24 protein-coding genes are annotated in these 20,523 nt (G+C 64.8%); 9 read left to right on the top strand and 15 right to left on the bottom strand.

The genetic code is table 11. The features are described from left to right. Window positions 1–11 precede the first annotated feature (11 nt). The 6 genes from ACE3Q6_RS14880 to ACE3Q6_RS14855 form a co-directional block, all read right to left on the bottom strand. Complete coding sequence (locus ACE3Q6_RS14880) at window positions 12–1,148, bottom strand: aminomethyltransferase family protein (RefSeq protein ID WP_374433926.1); 1,137 nt, start codon at window positions 1,146–1,148, stop codon at window positions 12–14. 159 nt (window positions 1,149–1,307) lie between these two features. Continuing rightward, the gene (locus ACE3Q6_RS14875) at window positions 1,308–3,092 is read right to left on the bottom strand and encodes an APC family permease (RefSeq protein WP_374433924.1); all 1,785 of its coding nucleotides are present in this window, start codon (window positions 3,090–3,092) and stop codon (window positions 1,308–1,310) included. 349 nt (window positions 3,093–3,441) lie between these two features. Then, window positions 3,442–3,606, bottom strand: coding sequence for a hypothetical protein (locus ACE3Q6_RS14870; RefSeq protein ID WP_374433921.1), 165 nt, complete (start codon window positions 3,604–3,606; stop codon window positions 3,442–3,444). 13 nt (window positions 3,607–3,619) lie between these two features. Next, window positions 3,620–5,008 carry an ammonium transporter gene (locus tag ACE3Q6_RS14865; RefSeq protein ID WP_374433918.1) on the bottom strand — a complete coding sequence of 463 codons (1,389 nt, stop codon included), beginning with the start codon at window positions 5,006–5,008 and terminating at the stop codon, window positions 3,620–3,622. 243 nt (window positions 5,009–5,251) lie between these two features. Further along, the gene (locus ACE3Q6_RS14860) at window positions 5,252–6,595 is read right to left on the bottom strand and encodes an NAD(P)-binding domain-containing protein (RefSeq protein WP_374433916.1); all 1,344 of its coding nucleotides are present in this window, start codon (window positions 6,593–6,595) and stop codon (window positions 5,252–5,254) included. A gap of 183 nt (window positions 6,596–6,778) precedes the next feature. Then, on the bottom strand, window positions 6,779–7,192 hold the full coding sequence (locus ACE3Q6_RS14855) for a universal stress protein (RefSeq protein WP_374433914.1): 414 nt from the start codon (window positions 7,190–7,192) through the stop codon (window positions 6,779–6,781). A 110-nt stretch (window positions 7,193–7,302) separates the two neighbouring features. On the opposite strand from ACE3Q6_RS14855, the gene ACE3Q6_RS14850 reads away from it, so the two are divergent. Then, window positions 7,303–7,665 (top strand): cupin domain-containing protein, encoded by a 363-nt coding sequence (locus tag ACE3Q6_RS14850; protein WP_374433911.1) that lies wholly within the window; start codon window positions 7,303–7,305, stop codon window positions 7,663–7,665. Window positions 7,666–7,860: 195 nt separating this feature from the next. On the opposite strand, the gene glnT is transcribed toward ACE3Q6_RS14850, so the two are convergent. The 4 genes from glnT to ACE3Q6_RS14830 are packed head-to-tail and all read right to left on the bottom strand — an operon-like array spanning window position 7,861 to window position 12,146. Next, a complete protein-coding gene (gene glnT / locus ACE3Q6_RS14845; protein WP_374433908.1) occupies window positions 7,861–9,168 on the bottom strand; it encodes a type III glutamate--ammonia ligase in 1,308 nt (435 codons plus the stop codon). 51 nt (window positions 9,169–9,219) lie between these two features. Further along, window positions 9,220–10,548, bottom strand: coding sequence for an FMN-binding glutamate synthase family protein (locus ACE3Q6_RS14840; RefSeq protein WP_374433906.1), 1,329 nt, complete (start codon window positions 10,546–10,548; stop codon window positions 9,220–9,222). A gap of 7 nt (window positions 10,549–10,555) precedes the next feature. Beyond that, on the bottom strand, window positions 10,556–11,245 hold the full coding sequence (locus ACE3Q6_RS14835; RefSeq protein WP_374433902.1) for a protein GlxC: 690 nt from the start codon (window positions 11,243–11,245) through the stop codon (window positions 10,556–10,558). Between the two features lie 4 nt (window positions 11,246–11,249). Further along, window positions 11,250–12,146, bottom strand: coding sequence for a glutamine amidotransferase family protein (locus ACE3Q6_RS14830; RefSeq protein ID WP_374433900.1), 897 nt, complete (start codon window positions 12,144–12,146; stop codon window positions 11,250–11,252). Window positions 12,147–12,381: 235 nt separating this feature from the next. Here ACE3Q6_RS14830 and ACE3Q6_RS14825 point away from each other — a divergent pair, with 235 nt between their 5' ends. Genes ACE3Q6_RS14825 through ACE3Q6_RS14800 form a run of 6 tightly spaced genes read left to right on the top strand, consistent with a single transcriptional unit; the run spans window position 12,382 to window position 15,649 of the window. After that, window positions 12,382–12,669 carry a hypothetical protein gene (locus ACE3Q6_RS14825; protein WP_374433898.1) on the top strand — a complete coding sequence of 96 codons (288 nt, stop codon included), beginning with the start codon at window positions 12,382–12,384 and terminating at the stop codon, window positions 12,667–12,669. Window positions 12,670–12,671: 2 nt separating this feature from the next. Beyond that, the gene (locus tag ACE3Q6_RS14820) at window positions 12,672–13,049 is read left to right on the top strand and encodes a hypothetical protein (RefSeq protein ID WP_374433896.1); all 378 of its coding nucleotides are present in this window, start codon (window positions 12,672–12,674) and stop codon (window positions 13,047–13,049) included. After that, window positions 13,046–13,225 carry a hypothetical protein gene (locus tag ACE3Q6_RS14815; RefSeq protein ID WP_374434082.1) on the top strand — a complete coding sequence of 60 codons (180 nt, stop codon included), beginning with the start codon at window positions 13,046–13,048 and terminating at the stop codon, window positions 13,223–13,225. The genes ACE3Q6_RS14820 and ACE3Q6_RS14815 overlap by 4 nt, the downstream gene beginning before the upstream one ends. Window position 13,226: 1 nt before the next feature. Beyond that, complete coding sequence (locus ACE3Q6_RS14810; protein ID WP_374433894.1) at window positions 13,227–14,663, top strand: APC family permease; 1,437 nt, start codon at window positions 13,227–13,229, stop codon at window positions 14,661–14,663. 39 nt (window positions 14,664–14,702) lie between these two features. Further along, window positions 14,703–15,377, top strand: a complete 675-nt coding sequence (locus tag ACE3Q6_RS14805; RefSeq protein WP_374433891.1) for a hypothetical protein — start codon at window positions 14,703–14,705, stop codon at window positions 15,375–15,377. Next, a complete protein-coding gene (locus ACE3Q6_RS14800; RefSeq protein ID WP_374433887.1) occupies window positions 15,374–15,649 on the top strand; it encodes a hypothetical protein in 276 nt (91 codons plus the stop codon). Before ACE3Q6_RS14805 ends, ACE3Q6_RS14800 begins: the two co-directional genes overlap by 4 nt. Before the next feature lie 54 nt (window positions 15,650–15,703). Here the strand turns inward: ACE3Q6_RS14800 and ACE3Q6_RS14795 are convergent, their stop codons facing one another. Both ACE3Q6_RS14795 and hemF read right to left on the bottom strand, forming a co-directional pair. After that, window positions 15,704–16,054, bottom strand: a complete 351-nt coding sequence (locus ACE3Q6_RS14795; protein WP_374433885.1) for a hypothetical protein — start codon at window positions 16,052–16,054, stop codon at window positions 15,704–15,706. A 4-nt stretch (window positions 16,055–16,058) separates the two neighbouring features. Further along, window positions 16,059–16,919, bottom strand: a complete 861-nt coding sequence (hemF, locus tag ACE3Q6_RS14790; RefSeq protein ID WP_374433883.1) for an oxygen-dependent coproporphyrinogen oxidase — start codon at window positions 16,917–16,919, stop codon at window positions 16,059–16,061. Window positions 16,920–16,995: 76 nt separating this feature from the next. Here hemF and ACE3Q6_RS14785 point away from each other — a divergent pair, with 76 nt between their 5' ends. Continuing rightward, window positions 16,996–17,388: a hypothetical protein gene (locus ACE3Q6_RS14785; RefSeq protein WP_374433881.1), complete on the top strand. Its 393-nt coding sequence runs from the start codon at window positions 16,996–16,998 to the stop codon at window positions 17,386–17,388. Here ACE3Q6_RS14785 and ACE3Q6_RS14780 read toward each other — a convergent pair whose 3' ends face one another. The 3 genes from ACE3Q6_RS14780 to clpS are packed head-to-tail and all read right to left on the bottom strand — an operon-like array spanning window position 17,389 to window position 19,570. Further along, the gene (locus ACE3Q6_RS14780) at window positions 17,389–18,201 is read right to left on the bottom strand and encodes an SDR family NAD(P)-dependent oxidoreductase (RefSeq protein ID WP_374433879.1); all 813 of its coding nucleotides are present in this window, start codon (window positions 18,199–18,201) and stop codon (window positions 17,389–17,391) included. It abuts the gene before it with no gap. A 9-nt stretch (window positions 18,202–18,210) separates the two neighbouring features. Continuing rightward, entirely contained in the window at window positions 18,211–19,203 is a 993-nt protein-coding gene (locus ACE3Q6_RS14775) for a class I SAM-dependent methyltransferase (RefSeq protein ID WP_374433875.1), read from the bottom strand. A 46-nt stretch (window positions 19,204–19,249) separates the two neighbouring features. Continuing rightward, complete coding sequence (gene clpS / locus ACE3Q6_RS14770; protein WP_374433873.1) at window positions 19,250–19,570, bottom strand: ATP-dependent Clp protease adapter ClpS; 321 nt, start codon at window positions 19,568–19,570, stop codon at window positions 19,250–19,252. Between the two features lie 107 nt (window positions 19,571–19,677). On the opposite strand from clpS, the gene ACE3Q6_RS14765 reads away from it, so the two are divergent. After that, window positions 19,678–20,373: an HAD family hydrolase gene (locus tag ACE3Q6_RS14765; protein WP_374433870.1), complete on the top strand. Its 696-nt coding sequence runs from the start codon at window positions 19,678–19,680 to the stop codon at window positions 20,371–20,373. Window positions 20,374–20,523: the final 150 nt, after the last annotated feature.

Here is a 20,523-nt window from a genome sequence, read left to right as displayed (position 1 = left end):
CCCCAGGAAGATCAGTCCTTGGCCGTCCGACGCTTTTTTTCCACGTCGTAGAACGGCAGCGGCGCCGACACCGCTTTCAGCGGCCCGTGGGTCCCGCAGCGCACTTCCAGCTCGGTCCCGTTGTTCGCGCAGTCCACTTCCAGGCGGGCAATCGCCACGACCCAGTCGTTCAGCGGCGAATACATCGGCTGGGTGACCACGCCGACCTTCTTGCCGTCCTTGTAGATCGGCGCGTTGCCGGGAACCTTCTTGCCCTCGAACTTCAGGCCCGAGATCTTGAAGCGTTCCTTGCCCTGCAGGCGGTAATGCTCTTCCGCGCCACGGAACCCGGTCTTGCCCTTGGTGACCGTCCATTCGAGGCCCAGTTCCCACAGCGTGTCGCCCGGGCCTTCGTTCTCGAACGGATACATTTCCGAGTTGTCGAAGGGGTAGAACAGCAGGTAGCTCTCGGCCCGCAGCATGTCCAAGGTGGTGAAGCGGCAGGGGATAATCCCCATGCTGGCGCCTTCCTCGAGGATGCGGTCCCAGATCTCGCCCGCGTCCTGCCCACGGCAGAAGATTTCATAGCCGCGCTCGCCGGTGTAGCCGGTGCGCGACAGGGTGATCGGCTTGCCGAACAGCATCGCGGGCATGTGGCCCATGTAGGGCAGCTGGCGGACGCCGGGGATGTGCTTCTCAAGGTAGTCGACCGCCAGCGGCCCCTGCAGCGACAGGTCGTGCAGGTTGTCGTCGAAGCGGATCGAGACGTCGCGCCCCGTGGCGGCCATCGTCAGCTGCTCGAACCCCTGACCCGAGCCGTGGACGACCGTGTAGCTGTTCGGCCCCATCCGATAGATGATGCAGTCGTCGATGAACTTGCCGGCGTCGTTCAGCATGCAGGCATAGACCGACTTGCCGGGGGCGACCTTTTCCGGGTCGCGGGTGGTGGCGCGATCGATCACGTGGGTGGCGGCATGGCCGGTGATGTGGACCTTCTTCAGGCCCGACACGTCCATCAGCCCCGCCTTGGTGCGGATCGCCATGTATTCGGCGTTCGGATCGCCCTTGGAATAGGACCAGGCCGTGCCCATCCCGCTCCAGTCTTCCAGGTTCGAGCCCAAAGCCCGGTGCCGGTCCATCAGTGCCGAGAAACGCCAGGAATTCGTCATCTGTTACCCTCCCCTTGTGGTCTTGATTTTCGCCGAGTGTTAGGCGATTCCCGACGGAAATCAATAATGAAGTGCAAAAATCTTTCTTGGCAGAAAACATTCGCCCAAGAAAAAGGCCGCCCGATGGTGGGCGGCCTTCTCAAAGCGGTTGCGGTTGCGTCAGGCGGGCAGAACGAAGAACCAGTTGGCCCAAAGCACCACGCCCGCCCCCAGGATCAGCGCCAGGTAGGGCAGGACGCCAGCCTTCCGCTCACCCAGCTCGCCGTAGGGCAGGCCGAGATCATCGTAGGCTTCTTTCGGGAACTTGCCGCCGTCCTGGTAGTAGTGGCGGAACCAGAACACCGGCAGGATGAACGAGGCGAAGATCAGCCCCGACCACAGCGCGTTCTCGTAACCCCAGACCTTGGCGCCCGCGCCCAGGAACAGGGCGTTGACGAAAGCCAGGATCGTGTTCAGTCCGATCAGCCAGGTCGGCGCTTTCCACGGACGCTCCATGTGCGCGCTGTCGATGCGGTGGATCCAGCCTGCGTTCAGGTTCAGGAAGTTGAACATGATGTAGCCGACGTTCGAGATGGCGAGGACGTAGAAGTACCCCGCCACGTCCGAGGCCAGCGCCAGCAGGATCACGTTGAAGGTGAAGTCCGTCCACATCGCGTTGCGCGGTGCGCCGTGGCTGTTGACCTCGCCCAGGTACTTCGGCAGCCAGCCGTCCCGCGCGCCCTGGTACAGCGTCCGCGACGACCCGGCCATCGCGGTCATGATCGCCAGGAACAGCGCCATGATCATCAGGATGACGAAGATCTGGGTGATGACCGGCCCGCCGCCGATCATGTTGCCCATGGCCTCGCCCACGCCGGTGCCGTCGACGATGCCGGTCGCGAGCATCCCTTCCACCCCGTAGACCCCCTGGAACGAGAAGGGGATGAGGAAGAAGAACACCACGCACAGAAGGCCCGAATAGAAGATCGCCCGGAAGGTGTCTGTCTTGGGGTCCTTCAGCTCGCGGGTATAGCAGACCGCGGTCTCGAAGCCGTAGGTCGACCAGGCCGCGATGTAGAGGCCGCCCAGGAACAGGGTCCAGCCGCCCACGTTCCACTCGCCGTCCACGCCCGAGTAGGCGGCGGTGGGCGGCACCAGGTTGGTCACGTTCATCCAGTTGATCGAGCCGGTCAGGATCGGCACCAGGCCGACCAGCAGCAGCGGGATAAGCACGATGATCGCCAGATACTTCTGCGCTGACGCGGTCGAGGCGATGCCGCGTTCCTGGATGAACAGGATGATCAGCATCAGGATCACGCCGATCACGAAGGTCGAGTTGAAGTGCAGGTTGCCAAGGCCCGGGATGGTGATCTGGAAGGCCTCCCAGGTGCGGAACCACGGCGTCAGCGCCGAAACCCCGTCGGCGGCCGCGACGGCCTTGATCGCGTCCTCGACACCCGTGCCCGCGTTGGCGGCCATGTAGTCGATGACCGACTGCGTCTCGGCCGTGTAGTTGGCGATGTTCGCGGCCACCCAGTCGATCACGGGCTGGCTGTCAGCCAGGGGGATCGGGAAGAGCGCGTTCAGGATGTAGCCCGCCGCGATGGCGCAGCCGAGCGACAGCACCGGCGACCAGGCGAACCAGTTGCACCAGACCGACAGGGGCGCGATCAGCTTGGAATAGCGCAGCCACGCCGTCGCGCCATAGACCGAGGTGCCCCCGGATTTGTTGCCGAACATCCCGGCCATCTCGGCATAGGTGAAGCTTTGCAGGAAGCCCATCACCATCGAGATCATCCAGACGAGGAACGCCAGTTTCCCCGTCGTCCCGGCGATCCCGCCGATCGAGAAAAGCACCAGCGGCGGCACGCCGGCGGCGACCCAGAAGGCCCCCTTCCAGCTGAGCGCCCGGACCATCTGGCCCGACCCGGGCTCTGCCCGGGCGATTCCGATTTCAGTAGTCATTCCCTCTCTCCTGTTGGAAAGGGCAAACCGACCTTGGGCTTATCGCTGCCCTTCTTGCCGGAAGCCCTTGGTAAAAGCGCACTGGATCCGTCGTGAGGTGTTCGTCGCTCCTCGACCTGTCGCCATCCGGCGCTCGCTCATATCAGAGAGCCCCCCAGACTCCCGATGGCGCGAGAAAAGCACGGCCTCGCACTCAAAGCGAGAGAAAATTTATCTGGACGAATATTTGTTTCCCGTAGGATCAGTCAGCGGACCCGATCGGCGGGGCATGGGGTCAAAAACTGTGCGGACCCGGAGGATATTCCCCCGGGTCCGAACCTGTCGTCATTCCGGCGCGAAGTCCAGAGACTCAGCCGGCCTTCCGGTAGGCGGCCTTCTCGTGCCGCGCACCCGCCACCAGGGCGACGACGCAAAGCAGCATCGACAGGGCCAGCCAGATGCCCTCGGTCCCCTGTCCGGCGTAATAGGCGCCTTCCACGGTGGCCCAGTCGGTGATGTTGGTTCCAATCAGCATTGCAGTGCTCCTCTCATTCGGCAGGGGTTGCAGGCGCGGGTTTCGCGCCCAGGAACTCGGGGTAGGCCTCGACCGGGACCTTGACCTTGTCGAGACCCAGGATCTCGGCCGAGGACGGGACGCGCAGCAGACCCAGCTTCTTCAGCGCGAGCGAGACGAAGTAGCCCGGGATGAAGCCCAGCGCGGCCATCACCAGCGCGCCGACCACCTGACCATACAGCGTGATCGTCGGAGCCCCCTCGGCCGTCAGCGCCGGATAGCCGCTGGCAAAAATGCCCACGGCCACGACGCCCCACAGACCCACCACGCCATGCAGCGCCACCGCGCCTACCGCGTCGTCGATCCGCAGCTTTTCCACATAGCCCGCGACCAGCGGCATGATCGCCCCGCCGATCATCGCGATGACGAAGGCCATCGGCGGCCAGTAGAGGTCCAGCCCCGCCGCGACCGAGATGATCCCGCCCAGCGCGCCGGACATCATCCAGAACGGGTCATGCGTCATCACCCAGGCGGCAATTGCGCCCCCGGCAAAGCCCATCAGGATGTTGAAGGTCATCCCCGACAGGGTAACCGGCGTGCCGTAGATCGAATGGAAGATGCCCGACCCCCAGCTCCACGGCTCGCCCGGGAAGATCACGCAGCCCATGAGGAACCCCCAGAAGCCCGCGATGATCAGCATCAGCCCCACCAGCGCCGCCGGCATCGAATGGCCCGCGATGGCGTTGGCGCTTCCGTCCGGGTTGAACTTCCCGATCCGCGCGCCCAGGTTGATCAGCACCCCCAGCGTGAAGAACCCCGCGATGGCATGGACGACACCCGAGGCACCGAAGTCATGGTAGCCCAGGCTCGTCACCAGCCAGCCGTCCGCATGCCAGCCCCAGGCCGCGCCCAGGATCCAGACGAAACTCCCCAGCACAATGGCCAGGATGGTGAAGCCCACGATCTGAATGCGCTCGATCAGGCTGCCCGACATGATGCTGGCCGTCGTGGCCGCGAACATCGCGAAGGCCCCGAAGAACACCCCCGTCGCGCTGTCCGCCACGTTCGGCCCCATGACCGACCCCACCGGATTCGCAGCCCCCACCGCATAGTCCCAGCCCGAGGTGCCGATCGGCCCCGGCTCCATGCTGAAGCCCGTCGGGAAGGCCCAGTAGATGAACCAGCCCGCGTAGTAGAAGGTCGGGATGATGAAGGCGAAGGCGAGGATGTTCTTGATCCCGGAAGCCAGCGCGTTCTTCGCGCGGCTCGCCCCCATCTCATAGGACAGGAACCCCGCGTGGATCAGGACCATCAACGGAATGGTCAGCCAGTAGAAGGTCTCTGCCGTCGTCTTGTTCAATCCGGCCATGCTGTCCTTCATGGCGGCAAGCTCTGCGGTCAAGGCCGCGATCTGTTCTTCCATGATCGTCTCCCGGTTGGTGCTGCCGCTCCGATACGTGCCGAGCAGCTGGCGGGAGTGAGGTAATGTCCGCCCGGAAGAGTTCCGGCTTTTGTGCCCCAACCGGGCCGGGGATTCGCGGGCGCGGCGGCAATTGACCAAGCCGAAGGCACAGAAAGGAAGCGCCTGCCCGGAAAACCGGCAGAAGTGAGTCGGAAAGCAAAAGGCCCCGGACACTGCCGGGGCCTTCGCGATCTGTCGAAGAGGTCAGTTCCGGAGGTAGCTCTCCATCGAATCCTCCAGCGCGTCCTTCCAGGGCGTGTGGTGAACCGGGGCCATCGTGCCGGTGATGACCGATTTGTAGGCGTTGTTGCGGAAGGCCATGATGTCCTGCTTCTTGTGCTCCTTCCACTCGAAGAAGGCCTCGCAGGCGCCGTCCACGTCGAAGGACGGATAGTCCGTCTCGGCGATCAGCTCCTTCACATAGTCGCCCTGGTAGTGGATCGCGTCATGGGCATCCTTGCCCGCGTCCTCGCCCGCCACCCGGTCCTCGACGTCCTTCAACAGGACCGCCTTGTCCGTCGGGATCTTGATCTTGCCCATGATCGCATCGCGCACCCACCAGGCCTGCGCGTCGAACATGTTGAAGGTGAACCACTGGTCCTGCATGCCGACGTAGAAGAGCTTCGGGTTGTGGACCCAGGCCACGCCTTTATACAGGTCCGCCGTCGCCAGCCGGTTCGCCGTCTTCAGCCGCAGGTCATCCGGCAGGAACGGGAAGTGGTGCTTGTACCCGGTGCACAGGATGATCGCGTCCACCTTCTTGGACGTGCCGTCCGCGAAATAGGCCGTGGTCTCGTCCACCCGCTCCAGCTTCGGGACTTCCTTCCAGTTGTCCGGCCACTTGAAGCCCATGGGCGCATTCCGGTAGGCCACCGTGATCGACTTCGCGCCATACTTCCAGCACTGCGACCCGATGTCTTCGGCCGAGTAGCTGGAGCCCAGCAGCAGCAGGTCCTTGCCCGCAAACTCGCGCGCGTCGCGGAAGTCGTGGGCGTGCAGCACGCGGCCGTTGAACTTGTCGAAGCCCGGGTATTCCGGCACGTTCGGCACCGAGAAGTGGCCCGAGCAGACGATGACGTTGTCGAAGTCCTCGGAATACATCCGGTCGGCCTTCAGGTCATGCACCGTGACGGTGAAGTTGCCCTTGTCCTTGTTGTAGTTGACCATCCGAACCGTGGTGCAGAAGCGGATCCAGTCGCGGACGCCCGCCTTCTTCACCCGGCCCTCGATGTAGTCGAATAGCACCGCGCGCGGCGGGTAGCTGGCGATCTGCTTGCCGAAATGCTCCTCGAAGGAATAATCGGCGAACTCCAGGCCCTCCTTCGGGCCGTTCGACCAGAGGTAGCGGTACATGCTGCAATGGACGGGCTCGCCGTGTTCATCCAACCCCGTGCGCCAGGTGTAATTCCACAGGCCACCCCAGTTCGACTGCTTCTCGAAGCAGACGATCTCGGGGATATCCTCGCCCTTCGCCTTTGCCGACTGGAACGCGCGCAGCTGCGCAAGGCCCGACGGCCCCGCTCCAATGACGGCTACTCTCTTCTTCATGGGTCAACCTCCGGATGGTGAGTCTTTTTTACGCTTCGGGCGCGCTTGTTTTCGCGCAGCCTAGAGACAAAGTTGCGCCTGTGTCAAATAATCTTACTCACGGTAAACAAGGTCGGACCCCGAAAGCGGGGCGCTCCGGGGTCCGAGATGCAACTTTTGCGTGAATTCTAGGCGCAAGTCCACTTAACGGGCAATGGTCACCGTGCAATGCGCCCGCGTGGCGACTTCGCTGGCGACGGAGCCCAGGACCAGCCGCTGCAGTCCTCGCTTGTCGCCGGTGCCCATCACGATGTGGGTGTAGCCGTTCTGCTCGGCATAGGCGATGATGGCGGGGGCCGCTTCACGGGCCACGACCTCGACCGTGCCGATATCCGCGGCACCCTCGCTCTTCGCCAGCGCCTCGGCGTCTGCAAGCACCTTCTGGACCTCTTCCGGTCTCCAGTGGCTGATGGTCGGCCCGCGGACCCCGCCATGCGCGATGTTGACCGCGCAGATCGTCAGGTGGCCGCCGGTGGCCTTCGCCACCTCTGCCGCAAGGAGCACGCCGACAGTGGCGTGGTCAGTCCCGTCAGTTGGGCAGAGAATCTTGCTTGTCATGATGTGCATTCCCTTCTCGGTTACTGGACACCACCAACCACCAAACCCCACAATCCGCCTTGACCTGCGTCAAGAAAGTTTACCTTCAGGCAACGGAAGCGGAGCGCCCAATGCAGCCCATCAGCCCCAAGGACCGCCGGATCGCCAACATCCACAGCGCCACCTTCACGCCCTTCGTCTACCCCGACGGGATCGCACTCGGCGACGCTGTCCTGCAGCTCGACGACGGGCCTCCACTGGGCGTGGGCTTCCATGTCTACCGGATGCCCCCCGGCATGACGACGCGCGGGCATCGCCACAACGGCCACGAACAGTTCCTGATCCTGGAAGGCGAGCTGCACGAAAGCGACGGCACCATCCTGCGTGCGGGCGACATGGTCTTCTACCGCGACGGGACCGAGCACAACTCGTTCACGCCGAATGGCTGCCTGCTGGCCGTCCACATCGCGGCGCCGGAAACGCCGGTGGAGTGAGCCGAAGGAACAAAAGCCCCGGATCGCTCCGGGGCCAGTTGGGGGTTCAGGGTAGGCAAGAAAGGGCGAAACCGCCCGTCAGGGCCGGACAGGCTGCAATCCGCCCGGCTCCCGATTGGTTAAGATTTCCCGAACGGAAAGCCGCAACATATTGGAATCGCTCGGCTTCCCGTTTTTGTCCACCGTGGACAGAAATCAGATATCCAGAGTGTTCTGCGTCTCCCAGGCCGAGAAGTGGCTGCAGTAGTCGTTCCATTCCTTGTGCTTCAGCTTCAGGAAGGCGGCACTGAACTCGTCGCCCATCATCGACTTCAGGGTCTTGTCCTTGTCGTACTCCCGCAGCGCATCCAGCAGGTTCAGCGGCAGCTTCGGCGCGTTCTTCACCGTGTGCCCCATCTGGTACATGTCGATGTCGTAGCGACGGCCCGGATCGGCCTTGGTGCGGACGCCGTCCAGACCGGCGGCCAGGATCACCGCCTGCATCAGGTAGGGGTTCGCCGCGCCGTCGGGCAGGCGGAGTTCGAACCGCCCCGGCCCCGGCACGCGCACCATGTGGGTCCGGTTGTTGCCGGTCCAGGTGACCGTGTTCGGCGCCCAGGTCGCGCCCGAGGAGGTGCGGGGGGCGTTGATCCGCTTGTAGCTGTTCACCGTCGGGTTGCAGATCGCCGCCAGCGCCGAGGCGTGCTTCATGATCCCGCCCAGGAAGTTGCGGCCCTGGTCCGACAGCCCCAGCTCCTTCGACTTGTCCGCGAAGGCGTTCTTCGTGCCGTCGAGGCTCCAGACCGAGATATGGGCATGGCAGCCCGACCCGGTGAGGCCCTTGAACGGCTTCGGCATGAAGGTGCAGCGCAAGCCGTGCTTTTCGGCGACCGACTTCATCATGAACTTGAAGAAGCTGTGCTTGTCCGCGGTCTGCAGGACGTCGTCGTATTTCCAGTTCATCTCGAACTGGCCGGTCGCGTCCTCGTGGTCGTTCTGGTAGGCCTCCCAGCCCAGCTCCAGCATGTAGTCGCAGACCTCGGCGATGCAGTCGTACTGGCGCATCACGGCCTGCTGGTCATAGCAGGGCTTCTCGGCGGTGTCGTAGGGGTCCGCGATCTTGTCGCCTTCGGGGGACAGCAGGAAGAATTCCGGCTCGACCCCGGTCTTGACCCGCAGGCCTTCCTTCGCCGCCTCGTCGATCAGGCGCCGCAGCACGTTGCGCGGGGCCTGGGCGAGGGGCTTTTCTTCCATCACGCAGTTCGAGGCGACCCAGGCGACTTCCTTCTTCCAGGGCAGTTGGATCGCGGCTTCCGGGTCAGGCACCGCCATCATGTCGGGGTGCGCGGGCGTCAGGTCCAGCCAGGTGGCAAAGCCGGCAAAGCCCGCCCCGTCGACCGCCATGTCGTTGATCGCCTGCGTCGGCACCAGTTTCGCGCGCTGTCCACCGAACAAATCGGTGTAGGAAACCATGAAATACTTGACGCCTTTATCCTTTGCCCACTTGGCAAGGTCCTTAGCCATCACTGTAACTCCCTAAGTCTTTTCTTTGTTTGCTGAAGGGGAAACGGCGGCTTAGAAGCCGCCGTTCCGTCCCGGTATCCAGTTGGTGCCCGCCAGCGGAACCCCCGCCATCGCCGCTGCTTCGATGGTCAGCGAACACAGGTCCTCGGGTTCCAGGTTGTGCAGGTGGTTCTTGCCGCAGGCCCGCGCGATGGTCTGCGCTTCCAGCGTCATCACCTTCAGGTAGTTCTTCAGGCGACGGCCACCCAGCACCGGGTCGAAGCGCTTGAAGAGCTCGGGGTCCTGCGTGGTGATCCCGGCCGGGTCGCGGCCTTCGTGCCAGTCGTCGTAGGCATCCGCCGTGGTGCCGAGCTTCTGGTATTCCTCTTCCCACTTCGGATCGTTGTCGCCCAGCGCGATCAGCGCCGCCGTCCCGATGGCCACCGCGTCGGCGCCGAGCGCCATCGCCTTGGCCACGTCCGCACCCGACCGGATACCGCCCGAGACGATCAGCTGCACCTTGCGGTGCATGCCCAGGTCCTGCAGCGCCTTCACCGCCTGCGGGATGCAAGCAAGGATCGGCATGCCGACATGCTCGATGAACACGTCCTGCGTCGCCGCCGTGCCGCCCTGCATGCCGTCCAGCACCACCACGTCCGCGCCCGCCTTCACCGCCAGAGCAGTGTCATAGTAGGGCCGCGCGCCGCCGACCTTGACGTAGATCGGCTTTTCCCAATCGGTGATCTCGCGCAGTTCGTGGATCTTGATCTCCAGGTCGTCCGGGCCGGTCCAGTCCGGGTGACGGCAGGCCGAGCGCTGGTCGATCCCCTTGGGCAGGTTCCGCATGTTGGCCACGCGGTCGCTGATCTTCTGACCCAAGAGCATCCCACCGCCGCCGGGCTTCGCACCCTGACCGACCACGACCTCGATCGCATCGCAGCGGCGCAGGTCGTCGGGGTTCATGCCATAGCGGCTGGGCAGGTACTGGTAGACCAGCGTCTTGGAATGCCCGCGCTCTTCCTCGGTCATCCCGCCGTCGCCGGTGGTGGTCGAGGTCCCGGCGGCCGAAGCGCCACGGCCCAAGGCTTCCTTGGCCGGGCCGGACAGCGCACCGAAGGACATGCCAGCGATGGTGATCGGGATATCCAGGTGGATCGGCTTCTTGGCGAAGCGGGTGCCCAGCCAGACGTCGGTCGAGCACTTCTCGCGGTAGCCTTCCAGCGGGTAGCGGGAAATCGAGGCGCCGAGGAACAACAGGTCATCGAAGTGCGGCAGGTGCCGCTTCGTGCCGCCGCCGCGGATGTCGTAGATGCCAGAGGCGGCCGCGCGGCGGATTTCGGCGTTCACCGCGGGGGTGAAGGTTGCCGAGAAACGGGGCGGGGTACGGGGAAGATCGGTCATTGCTGCCTCAGTACGACGACGCGTTGTCGATGTTGAAATTGTACAGTTTGCGAGCCGAGCCGTAGCGCTTGAACTCTTCCGGCTTCGCCTTGCCATCCGCTTCGCCGCGCTTCAGCAGGTCGGCGAGGAGTGCCAGGTGTTCCGGCCGCATCTCTTTCTCGATGCAGTCCGCGCCCAGCGACTTCACGTTGCCGCGCACGAAAAGCCGCGCTTCGTAAAGCGAGTCGCCCAGCGCATCCCCGGCATCGCCCAGCACCACCAGGTTCCCGGACTGCGCCATGAAGGCCGACATGTGGCCGATGGAGCCGTGGACGACGATGTCGATGCCCTTCATCGACACGCCGCAGCGGGACGAAGCATTGCCCTTGATCACCAGAAGACCGCCGCGGCCCGTGGCCCCGGCATACTGGCTGGCGTTGCCGTCGATGATCACCGTGCCCGACATCATGTTCTCGGCCACGCCCGGCCCGGCCGAGCCCTTGATGCGGATCGTCGCCTGCTTGTTCATGCCGGCGCAGTAGTAGCCGGTCGAGCCCCGCACCGTGATATCCACCGGCGCATCCACCCCGGCGGCGATTGCATGCGCGCCTTTCGGGTTGATGACTTCCCAGGCCGTCATGTTGGTCTGGCCCTTCAGGGCGTGAAGCGAGGAATTGAGCGCGCGGAGGCCCTCTTTCCCCAGGTCGAAGGTCTGCATTCTCTCAACGCTCCCAGAAGTACACAGTTGCGGGCTCGGGTTCCCAGACGCGGGCGTCCTCGATGCCCGGCAGGTTGACGAGCGCCCGGTATTCCGACCCGAAGGCGACGTACTGGTCGGTTTCGGCCATGACGGCCGGTTTGCAGGCGATGGGGTCGCGGACGACGCCGAAGCCGTTCTTGGTGCCGACGACGAAGGTGAAGAACCCGTCGAGGTCCGTGAGCGTCGCCTCAAGCGCGTTGCCCAGCGTCTCGCCGGTCTTCAGCTTGTGGCTGATGAAGGCGGCGCCGACCTCGGTGTCGTTCTGGGTCTCGAAGGTCATGCCCTGGCGGATCAGCTCGCGCCGGACGCCGTTGTGGTTCGAGAGCGACCCGTTGTGCACCAGGCACTGGTCCGCCCCGGTCGAGAACGGGTGCGCGCCCATCGTGGTGACGGCGGATTCGGTGGCCATCCGGGTGTGGCCGATGCCGTGGGTGCCCTTCATCTTCGACACCTCGAAGCGGGCGGCCACGTCCTTGGGCAAGCCCACTTCCTTGAAGATCTCGATCGAGTCGCCCGCGCTCATTACCTTGACGCCGGGGCGCAGGTGCGACAGCGCCGAGCGTGCGGCGTCCATCTGCGCCAGCGGCACTTCCAGCACCGCATGGGTCGACTTGATCTTCATGGTCACCGGCTGACCGATGGCGTCATGCAGGTCGCCGTCGAGATTCTTGAAATCCTTGTCGGGGGTTGCCGACTGGATGGTGATCTTGCCCAGACCGTCCTTGGCCCCGCCATAGATCGCGATCCCCGCGCTGTCGGGGCCGCGGTCGGTCATGGTGATGAGCATGTCCGTCAGCATGGCGCCGAGCTGCGGTTCCAGCTTCGGGTCCTTCAGAAAAAGTCCAACGATGCCACACATGGATTCGTCTCCTTCACGTGATTGCGATGACGCTAGCACTCCGGTTGCGCCTGTCAACTGGTAAGAAACATTTTTCACCTGTCGGGAAAATCACTGCTTAAACTGCAGGCATCTGCGGTTTTCCTTGACAGAGTGTCGCAGGTGGCTTTCCCTGAGGAAAACAAAGTTGCCGCACGGGGAAAGACGACGGGCTGCGTCTAGGGAGCGGTGAACCACAGCCCTAGGGAGGAAACCTGTGACTGACCTTAATCAGCGGATTGAGGCGATGCATCGACGCGATGTCATGGTGGCATGGGCGTTCGTCATCGGCCTGTGGTTCGCCGTCATCTTCGTCGCGCTGGCAACCTGGAACCTGGCCCCGAACAGCACGGCCCGCCTGCTGCTTCTGATCGGCGGAGCGGTGGTACTGCTGTTCAACACGGCGGCCATCCTGGCGATGCTGCGCCATTACCGCGAGGACCGCGACTTCATGTACGGCATCGACATCAAGTTCCTCGACGAAGCCAAGGGCAGGAAGGGCTGACGATGGCACATTACGTACCTCCGAAGCAGGGCAAGGCCAGCCAGCTGTTCGACGTGGTCGTGCTGGTCGTCCTGACCGTCGGCGCGCTGTTCGTTCCGCTGTGGCTGGGGATGGCTGGCGCCGCAAAGACCGTTGCGGCGCCGGTGACCGAACCGACCTGGGAAGCGCTGGGACAGAACGCGGCGCAGGCCGCCAAGTACGAAGCGCTTGGCTACACGCCCGAGACCGCGCACGACCTCATCCTCGCACGGTTCGACTACAGCTTCTCGATCACTGCGCTTCTAACGATGATCGCGGTCATCCTGCTGTATTACTTCCTGATCCTGCGGTTTTCCGAAGTGGAATACCGCGAGGTCATTTCTGAAAAGTTCGGGGAGTGACCGACATGGATCTGTGGAACTGGCTTGAATATGGCGCCTGGGGGCTTTCGGCCCTCCTTGGGCTGCACATGCTGGTCGACTGGCTGAAGACCGACTCGACCTATTCCGAAGACGTCCTGACCTCTTCTCGCGAAGGCGAGCTCGAGGCGATGGCCGAAGAGCACAAGGCGCACTGACATGGCCGACGTAGACATCACTTCGCAAACGATGGACGGCATGGGGCCGCATGGCACCAAGGTCGGCCTCCTCCGCGTCCTTGGCCCGGCCCACGTCTGGGCGCTTGGCGTCGGCATCGTTCTGGTCGGCGAATACATGGGCTGGAACTTCGCCGTGGGCAAAGGCGGGGCCTATGCCGCGCTGATCGCCTGCTGGTTCGCGGGGATCCTCTATTCCTGCGTCGCCATGATCGATTCCGAGGTCACCTCCACGGTCGCCTCGGCGGGCGGCCAGTACACCCAGGCCAAGCATATCATCGGGCCCCTGATGGCCTTCAACGTCGGCCTCTACCTCGTCTTCGCCTACACGATGCTGGAGGCCGCCAACGCGATCACGGCGGGCTACCTCTTCTCGGTCGTGGCGCAGATGACCGGCCACACCGGAGAACTGGACCAGCGCCCGTTCATCATTCTGGTCATCATGTTCCTGGCCTGGCTCAACTACCGCGGCGTGCTGGCGACGCTGACCTTCAACCTGGTCATCACCGCCATCGCCTTCTGCGCCATCATCATCCTGTTCCTGTCGACCTCCGGCATCTTCGGCGGCGGGATCATGGAGCACGCGGCGCTGTTCGAGGGGCATGAGCTGCCCTACGGCTGGATCGGCGTCCTTGCCGCCATGCACTTCGGCCTCTGGTACTTTCTTGGCATCGAGGGCACGACGCAGGCGGCCGAGGAAGTCCGCTCGCCCGCGCGGTCGCTGCCCTTTGGCACGCTGGCCGGGATCATGACGCTGCTCATCGCGGCGACGCTGACCTGGTACATGTGCAGTGGCGTGCTGCCCTGGGAATACCTGGGCGACGGGGTAAGCGGGTCGGTGGCACCGCTGTTCGACACGGCGCGACTGTCCGGGTCGACGGGTCTTCTGTGGCTCCTGGGCTTCGGAACGCTGTTCGCCACGCTCGCCTCCGCCAACGGCTGCATCAACGACGCGTCCCGCGCCTGGTTCGCGATGGGCCGCGACAAGTATCTGCCCGGCTGGTTCGGCGCGGTGCATCCCCGCTACCGCACCCCCTACCGGTCGATCGTCTTTCTGGTCCCGATCGCGCTGATCTTCGCCCTTGGCGCGCCCCTGGACCAGGTGATCACCTTCTCGATCCTCTCGGGCCTTCTGGGCTATACCTTCATGCCGCTGAACATCATCCTCTTCCGGCGCAAGTGGCCGCTGGATACGATCAAGCGCGGCTATGAACACCCGTTCCACCCGGTTCCGGCGATCACCCTGCTGACCATCTGCTCGGTGACCTTCTTCGCGGTGTTCCTGGGCTACGGGACCCAGCTTGTCGCGATGATCGGCTTCTACATCGTCGTGTCCTTGTGGTTCCACTTCTGGCGCTACCGCTTCGTGAACCGGGGGGCGCAGTTCACCATGCCCTGGCCGAAACCCCGGGGCTACTGAGGACCAGCGGCCCGCCCCCCGAAGGGCGGGCCTTTTCCCATGTCACCCCTCGTTCCCCTTGGCATTGCCGTCGCTGCCCTTGGCCTTTGGCTGGGCTACCTGCTTTTCCACGAATCCCGCCGTCGCGCAAACAGCCGCGCCGCTTACTTCAACGCGGTGAAACCCCTGTTCCAAGGCGGCGAGACGCGCCTGCAACCCACCGGCTTCCCCCGCATGACGGGCCGCCGCGATGGCTTGACCTTCGACCTTCAGGCCATCCCCGATACCCTGACCTTCCGCAAGCTGCCGGCGCTTTGGGTCCTTGTCACCCTGCCCGAACCCCTGCCGCTTGACGCGACGCTCGACCTCATGGCCCGCCCCTCGGGCAACGAGCCCTTCACCCGGTTCGCCACCCTGCCCCAGTCGCTGCCCACCCCGCCGGACCTGCCGAAAGAGATCGCGGTGCGCACGGACGATGCCACCCGCATCCCGCCGCCGGACCTGATCGCCGCCCATGCCGACCTGTTCCAGGATCCCCGCGTCAAGGAGCTCGTCCTCTCCCCCAAAGGCCTCCGCATCGTGATCCTGGCCGAGGAAGCCGACCGTGGCCGCTACCTGATCTTCCGCGATGCCGAGATGGGCAGGACCCCGCTGCCCCCATCCCGGCTGGAGCCGCTGCTCGACAGACTGGCGGCGATCCGAAAGGATGTGCTGGCCCTGAAGGACATGCCATGAAACAGCCGCTGAACCCCTACCTCGTCCTCGCCGTCGCCGTGATCCTGCCTGGGGTCGGCCAGGTCCTGAACCGCCAGCCGGTGCGGGGCCTGATCTTCGTCTGCTTCGCGATCCTTCTGGGCGGGTTCACCCTGAAGACCGCCGCCCCGGATGTGTCCTTCGTCGGCAAGATGGCCGGGGGCCTCTTCGTCTGGGCGATGGCGATTCTCGACGCCTACAAGACCGCCCGCATCCGCCACGCGGTGTGGAGCCACGCCAACGCTCCTCGATGACTTCGTCACTCGTCGCTGCGCCTCGCGAGGAGAAGTCGAAGACGCACGACGAGCCTACCGCCAGAGATCGCCCAGCATCCCCTTGAGCGCCTCAAGCGCCTCCGTCCCATCCTCACAGGAAGGCCCGACCCGCACCGCCACCGTCGCCGCGAACCCCAAGGCCGCGCACTTGTCCGGGCGGATGGTCACCTCAAACCCCTTCGGCCCGGCGACGACGCTTTCAATCGCATCCTCGGCCCCGAAGGTCTCATCGCTCGCCTCGAACCAGACCGGGCCGCCGCCCACGGGTTGCCGGAAGAGGACATAGCCGTCCGCCTCGTCCTCACCCTCGGCGAAACCGACGAAGAGGTTCCCCTCATCCTCGACAACGGACCCGTAAGCCGCCTTCACCGTGATATCGGCCATAGGCTCAGTACCACTTGGCCACAGGCGGCAGGCTCATCAGCACGGCGTTGGCGTCGTGCCCGGTCTCCAGCCCGAACTTCGTGCCCCGGTCGTAGACCAGGTTGTACTCGGCGTAGAGACCCCGGTGCTGCAACTGGGTCTCGCGGTCGGCCTCGGTCCAGGGCGTCTCAACCCGGCGTTCGGTGACGGGCAGGAAGGCCGGCAGGAAATGCTCGCCCACCGACCGGGTGAAGGCGAAGTCGCGGTGCCAGTCGCCGGTGTTCAGGTCGTCGTAGAAGATCCCCCCCACACCCCGCGCGCGGCCGCGATGGGGAACGAAGAAATACTCGTCGGCCCAGGCCTTGAACTTCGCGTAGTAGTCCGGGTTGTGCGCGTCGCAGGCCTTTTGCATCTCGCCGTGGAAATGGGCGGTGTCCTCGGCATATTCGATGCAGGGATTGAGGTCCGACCCGCCCCCGAACCACCAGGCGCCGGGGGTCCAGAACATGCGGGTATTCATGTGGACCGCCGGCGCATGCGGGTTGACCATGTGGGCGACGAGGGAAATGCCCGAAGCCCAGAACCGCGGGTCCTTGTCCATCCCCGGCACGCCCCGCGCGGCCATCGCGCGCTGCGCCTTCTCGCCCAGCTGCCCGTGCACTTCGGACCAGTTGACGCCGACCTTCTCGAAGACCTCGCCGCCGCGCATCACGCTCATGATGCCGCCGCCGCCATCCGCGCGGGAGGTGGGCGTCACCTCGAACCGGCCGGGTTTGCCCTTGGCGTACTTGTCTTCCAACCCCTCGAACGCGGCGACGATCCGGTCGCGCAACGTCCGGAACCACGCGGCTGCGACGGCGTTGCGACTGTCAATGGGATCGGTCATGCTGGTGTCCTTCGATGTTGACAGCCGAATGCCTAGCACCCCCGCGCGCCGCTTTCCACTGTTTGAGGAGGGACCCATGAGACGGCTGGTTTTTCTGACACTTGCCACCCTCGCGGCCTGCGGCACCCCGCAGGAACAGTGCATCAGCCAGAACACGCGGGACCTGCGCACCGTCGACAGGCTGATCAAGGAGTCGGAGGGCAACCTCGCCCGCGGGTATGCGTTCGAGACGGTCACCGTCTACGAGGATGAATGGGTCTACTGCCCGCAACCCCCCGTGGCCGAGGGCCAGCCCGTGCCGCCACCGCGGCTTTGCCTCGACGAACGCCCGGTGACCGAACGGCGACCCAAGGCCATCGACCTGAACGAAGAGGCGCGGAAGCTGGCAAGCCTGAAGGAAAAGCGGAAAAGCCTGGCCCGTCAGGCCGAAAAGGTGATCGCGGCCTGCAAGGCGCAGTATCCCGAATGATCAATGCGCCGGGGCGCAGACCACGTCCAGGAGCCCCCGCCCGCCGTCCACCGTCAGCACCTGCCCGGTGATGAAGCCGGATGCGTCCGAGGCGAGGAACTGCACCGCCTCGGCCAGTTCCGCCGGGGCGGCGATGCGGCCCAGCGGCGTGGCCTCGGTGATCTCGTCGCGGAAGTCCGGGTTTTCCTTCAGCGCAGCCTGCAGGCTGGCGCTCATCACGCTGCCGAAGGCGACCGCGTTGACCCGGATCCCCTTCGGCGCAAGCGCCACCGCCAAGGACCGGGTCATCTGGTCCATCGCAGCCGAGGCCATCGAATAGGCCAGAAGCTCGGGCCTGGTCGCCTGCGAGGCGATGGACGACAGGTTGATGATCGAGCCCAGCATCGTCCCTGGTTCGACCTCGGCCCGTTGGGCGTGCTGGATCATACGCTTCGCCGTCATCTGCGAAATCCGCAACGCCGACAGCACGTTGTGCCGCCACAGCTCCTCGACCCCGTCGGCTTCGGGGTTCAGGATCTCCGAGACGGCGGTGCGGCGGTTGGCGTTGACCAGGATGTCCACCCGTTCAAAGGCATCGACGGTTGCGGACAGAAGGTTCGCGATCGTCAGCTTCTCGGTCAGGTCGCCCGAAAACATGCGGATCGGTCCCTCGGCCCGGGCTTCCTCGCCAACCTCGGCTTCCAGCCGGTCCTCATCGACATCGGCGAACATCACGTTCGCGCCCTTGTCCACCAGGTGCCGCGCGATGGCGAGCCCGATGCCCGAGGCCGAGCCGGTGACGATGGCGGTCTTGCCGGAGACGGAAAAGGACATGAAGAACCTCTAGGGTTTTGCCCGAAGCGGGTCACGACGGGGCTTGATGGCATGGATCACGCGGAAGGCACTGTCCCCCGCCACGTCCCTGGCTTCCAGGAAGCACTCCGCCAGGACCGCATCGTAAGGCAGGTGCCGGTTCGCGACGAGCCACAGCTCGCCACTTGGGGCCAGCATCCGCCGGGCCGCGCGGATGAAGGCGGCGCCAAGGGCCGGATCGGCCTCGCGCCCGGTGTGGAAGGGCGGGTTCATCACCACGACGTCGAGAAGCGCCTCGGGCCGCCAGGTCGTCGCATCCGCCCAGTGGAACCGCGCGCGGGGGTCGGTGACATTGATGTGGGCGCAGTCCAGGGCATCGGCTTCGGCCTCCACCAGGTCAAGCCGCTTCACTCCGGGTCGCTTCAGCACCTCGGCCGCAAGGAACCCCCAGCCGGCCCCCAGATCGGCAACCTTGCCGCCCAGCTTCGCCGGCAGCGCAGCCGCGAGCAGGACAGAGCCACGGTCCGGACCATCGGCCGAGAAGATGCCCGGCACCGTCTGGAACCCCTCCACCTGATGCGGGGTCGCTGCCCAGTCGGATAGGTCCGGACCCGCGACGAAGGAGGCCAGCTTGCCATGGGCCTTCGAGAGGCTCTCCGACAAGTCCACCCGGCCCCGCAGATCCTTCAGCGCCGTGTCGATCCCGTCCGTCTTCTGTCCATCCACCGCAATCCAGCCACCCGGCGCCACCTCCGCTGCTGCCCGAGCGATCAACCCCCTCGCCGCCTCGCGCGACCGTGGCAGGCAGACGATTGCCGCCGCATAGGGCGGTTCGGAAGTTACGGAATAGCGCGCTGCGAAATGGTCGTGGTCGGGCTTGAACCCGGTGAGCACCGTTACGCGGTCGCGCGGCAGGTCCGAGAGATCGTCGCCGATCCGCGGGCGATAGACCGCGATCCTGCCTTCGGACGGCAGGTCCAGCGCGCCGGTCTCCAGCGCCAGGGACAGTCGGGCGGATCGCATGGGCGGGGCCGTCAGGCCCCTGGTCCCCATCTGAGGGCGCGACGGATCATTCCTTTTCCATCGTGCATTGCAGCGGATGCTGGTGCCGGCGCGAGAAGTCCATCACCTGTGCCACCTTCGTCTCGGCCACCTCGAAGCTGAACACGCCCACGACCGCAAGGCCCTTCTTGTGGACCGTCAGCATGATCTCGAACGCCTGGGCATGGTTCAGGCCGAAGAAACGCTCCAGCACATGGACCACGAACTCCATCGGCGTGTAGTCGTCGTTCAGGAGCAGCACCTTGTACAAGGGCGGGCGCTGGGTCTTCGACTTGGTCTTGGTCAGGATCGAGGTGTCATTCCCCGGGCCATCCGTCTTGTCGGACATGGTCAATGGGCGGACTGACACGGGATGCGGGCTCCGGAGACTTGGATTCGGGGTTGCAACTGACGTTGGAAATATAGCCTCTTTTGCCGGAACGAAAAGGGGCGGGCATGCTGACCACCATCGGCTTCGATGCGGACGACACATTGTGGCAGAACGAAACGTTCTTCCGCCTGACCCAGGACCGGTTTCTGCAGGTCCTGCGCGACCATGCCGACCCGCAAGACCTGCGCGCGCGGCTGGAGGCGGCCGAGCGGCGGAACCTCGACTACTATGGCTTCGGCGTGAAGGGCTTCACCCTGTCGATGATCGAGACCGCGGTCGAGGTGACCGAGGGTCGCGTCCCTGCTGCGGTGATCGGGGACCTCGTGGCGATGGGGCGGGACCTGCTGGAACACCCGATGGAACTTCTGCCCCACGCCCGCGCCACGGTCACGGCGCTGGCCGATGACTACCGGCTGGTCCTGATCACGAAGGGAGACCTCCTTCACCAGGAACGCAAGCTGGCGCAGTCGGGTTTGGGAGACCTCTTCGACGGGGTCGAGATCGTGTCGGACAAGACCGAGGCCACCTATCGCACGATCTTCGCCCGGCATGGGACCGGCGCGGACCAGGCCCTGATGGTCGGCAATTCGCTGAAGTCCGACGTCATTCCGGCGTTGCAGGCCGGGGCATGGGGCGTGCATGTCCCCCATGAACATGAATGGGCGTTCGAGGCTGCTGCGGCCCCGACCGACCACCATCGGTTCCATTTGCTGAGCCATCTGGGGGAATTGCCCGACCTGGTGCGGACGCTGGCAATCTGACCCCCACACTTTGCGGCGCAGGCGGCATCACCCCCAATATGTGCCCTCATCGGCAAGTTTGTGCTGCCAGACTGCAACTGAATGAACTAATCCTTGAAAGCCATTGGAATTTTTGGGTTTTCGGTTTCGTACACCTGTGCTAGCGTTCGT

It is taken from the genome of Tabrizicola sp. (assembly GCF_041913445.1).
Taxonomy (GTDB): Bacteria; Pseudomonadota; Alphaproteobacteria; order Rhodobacterales; family Rhodobacteraceae; genus Tabrizicola.
The sequence above is the reverse complement of the archived record's forward strand: the minus strand, read 5'-3'. Positions and strand labels throughout refer to the sequence as shown.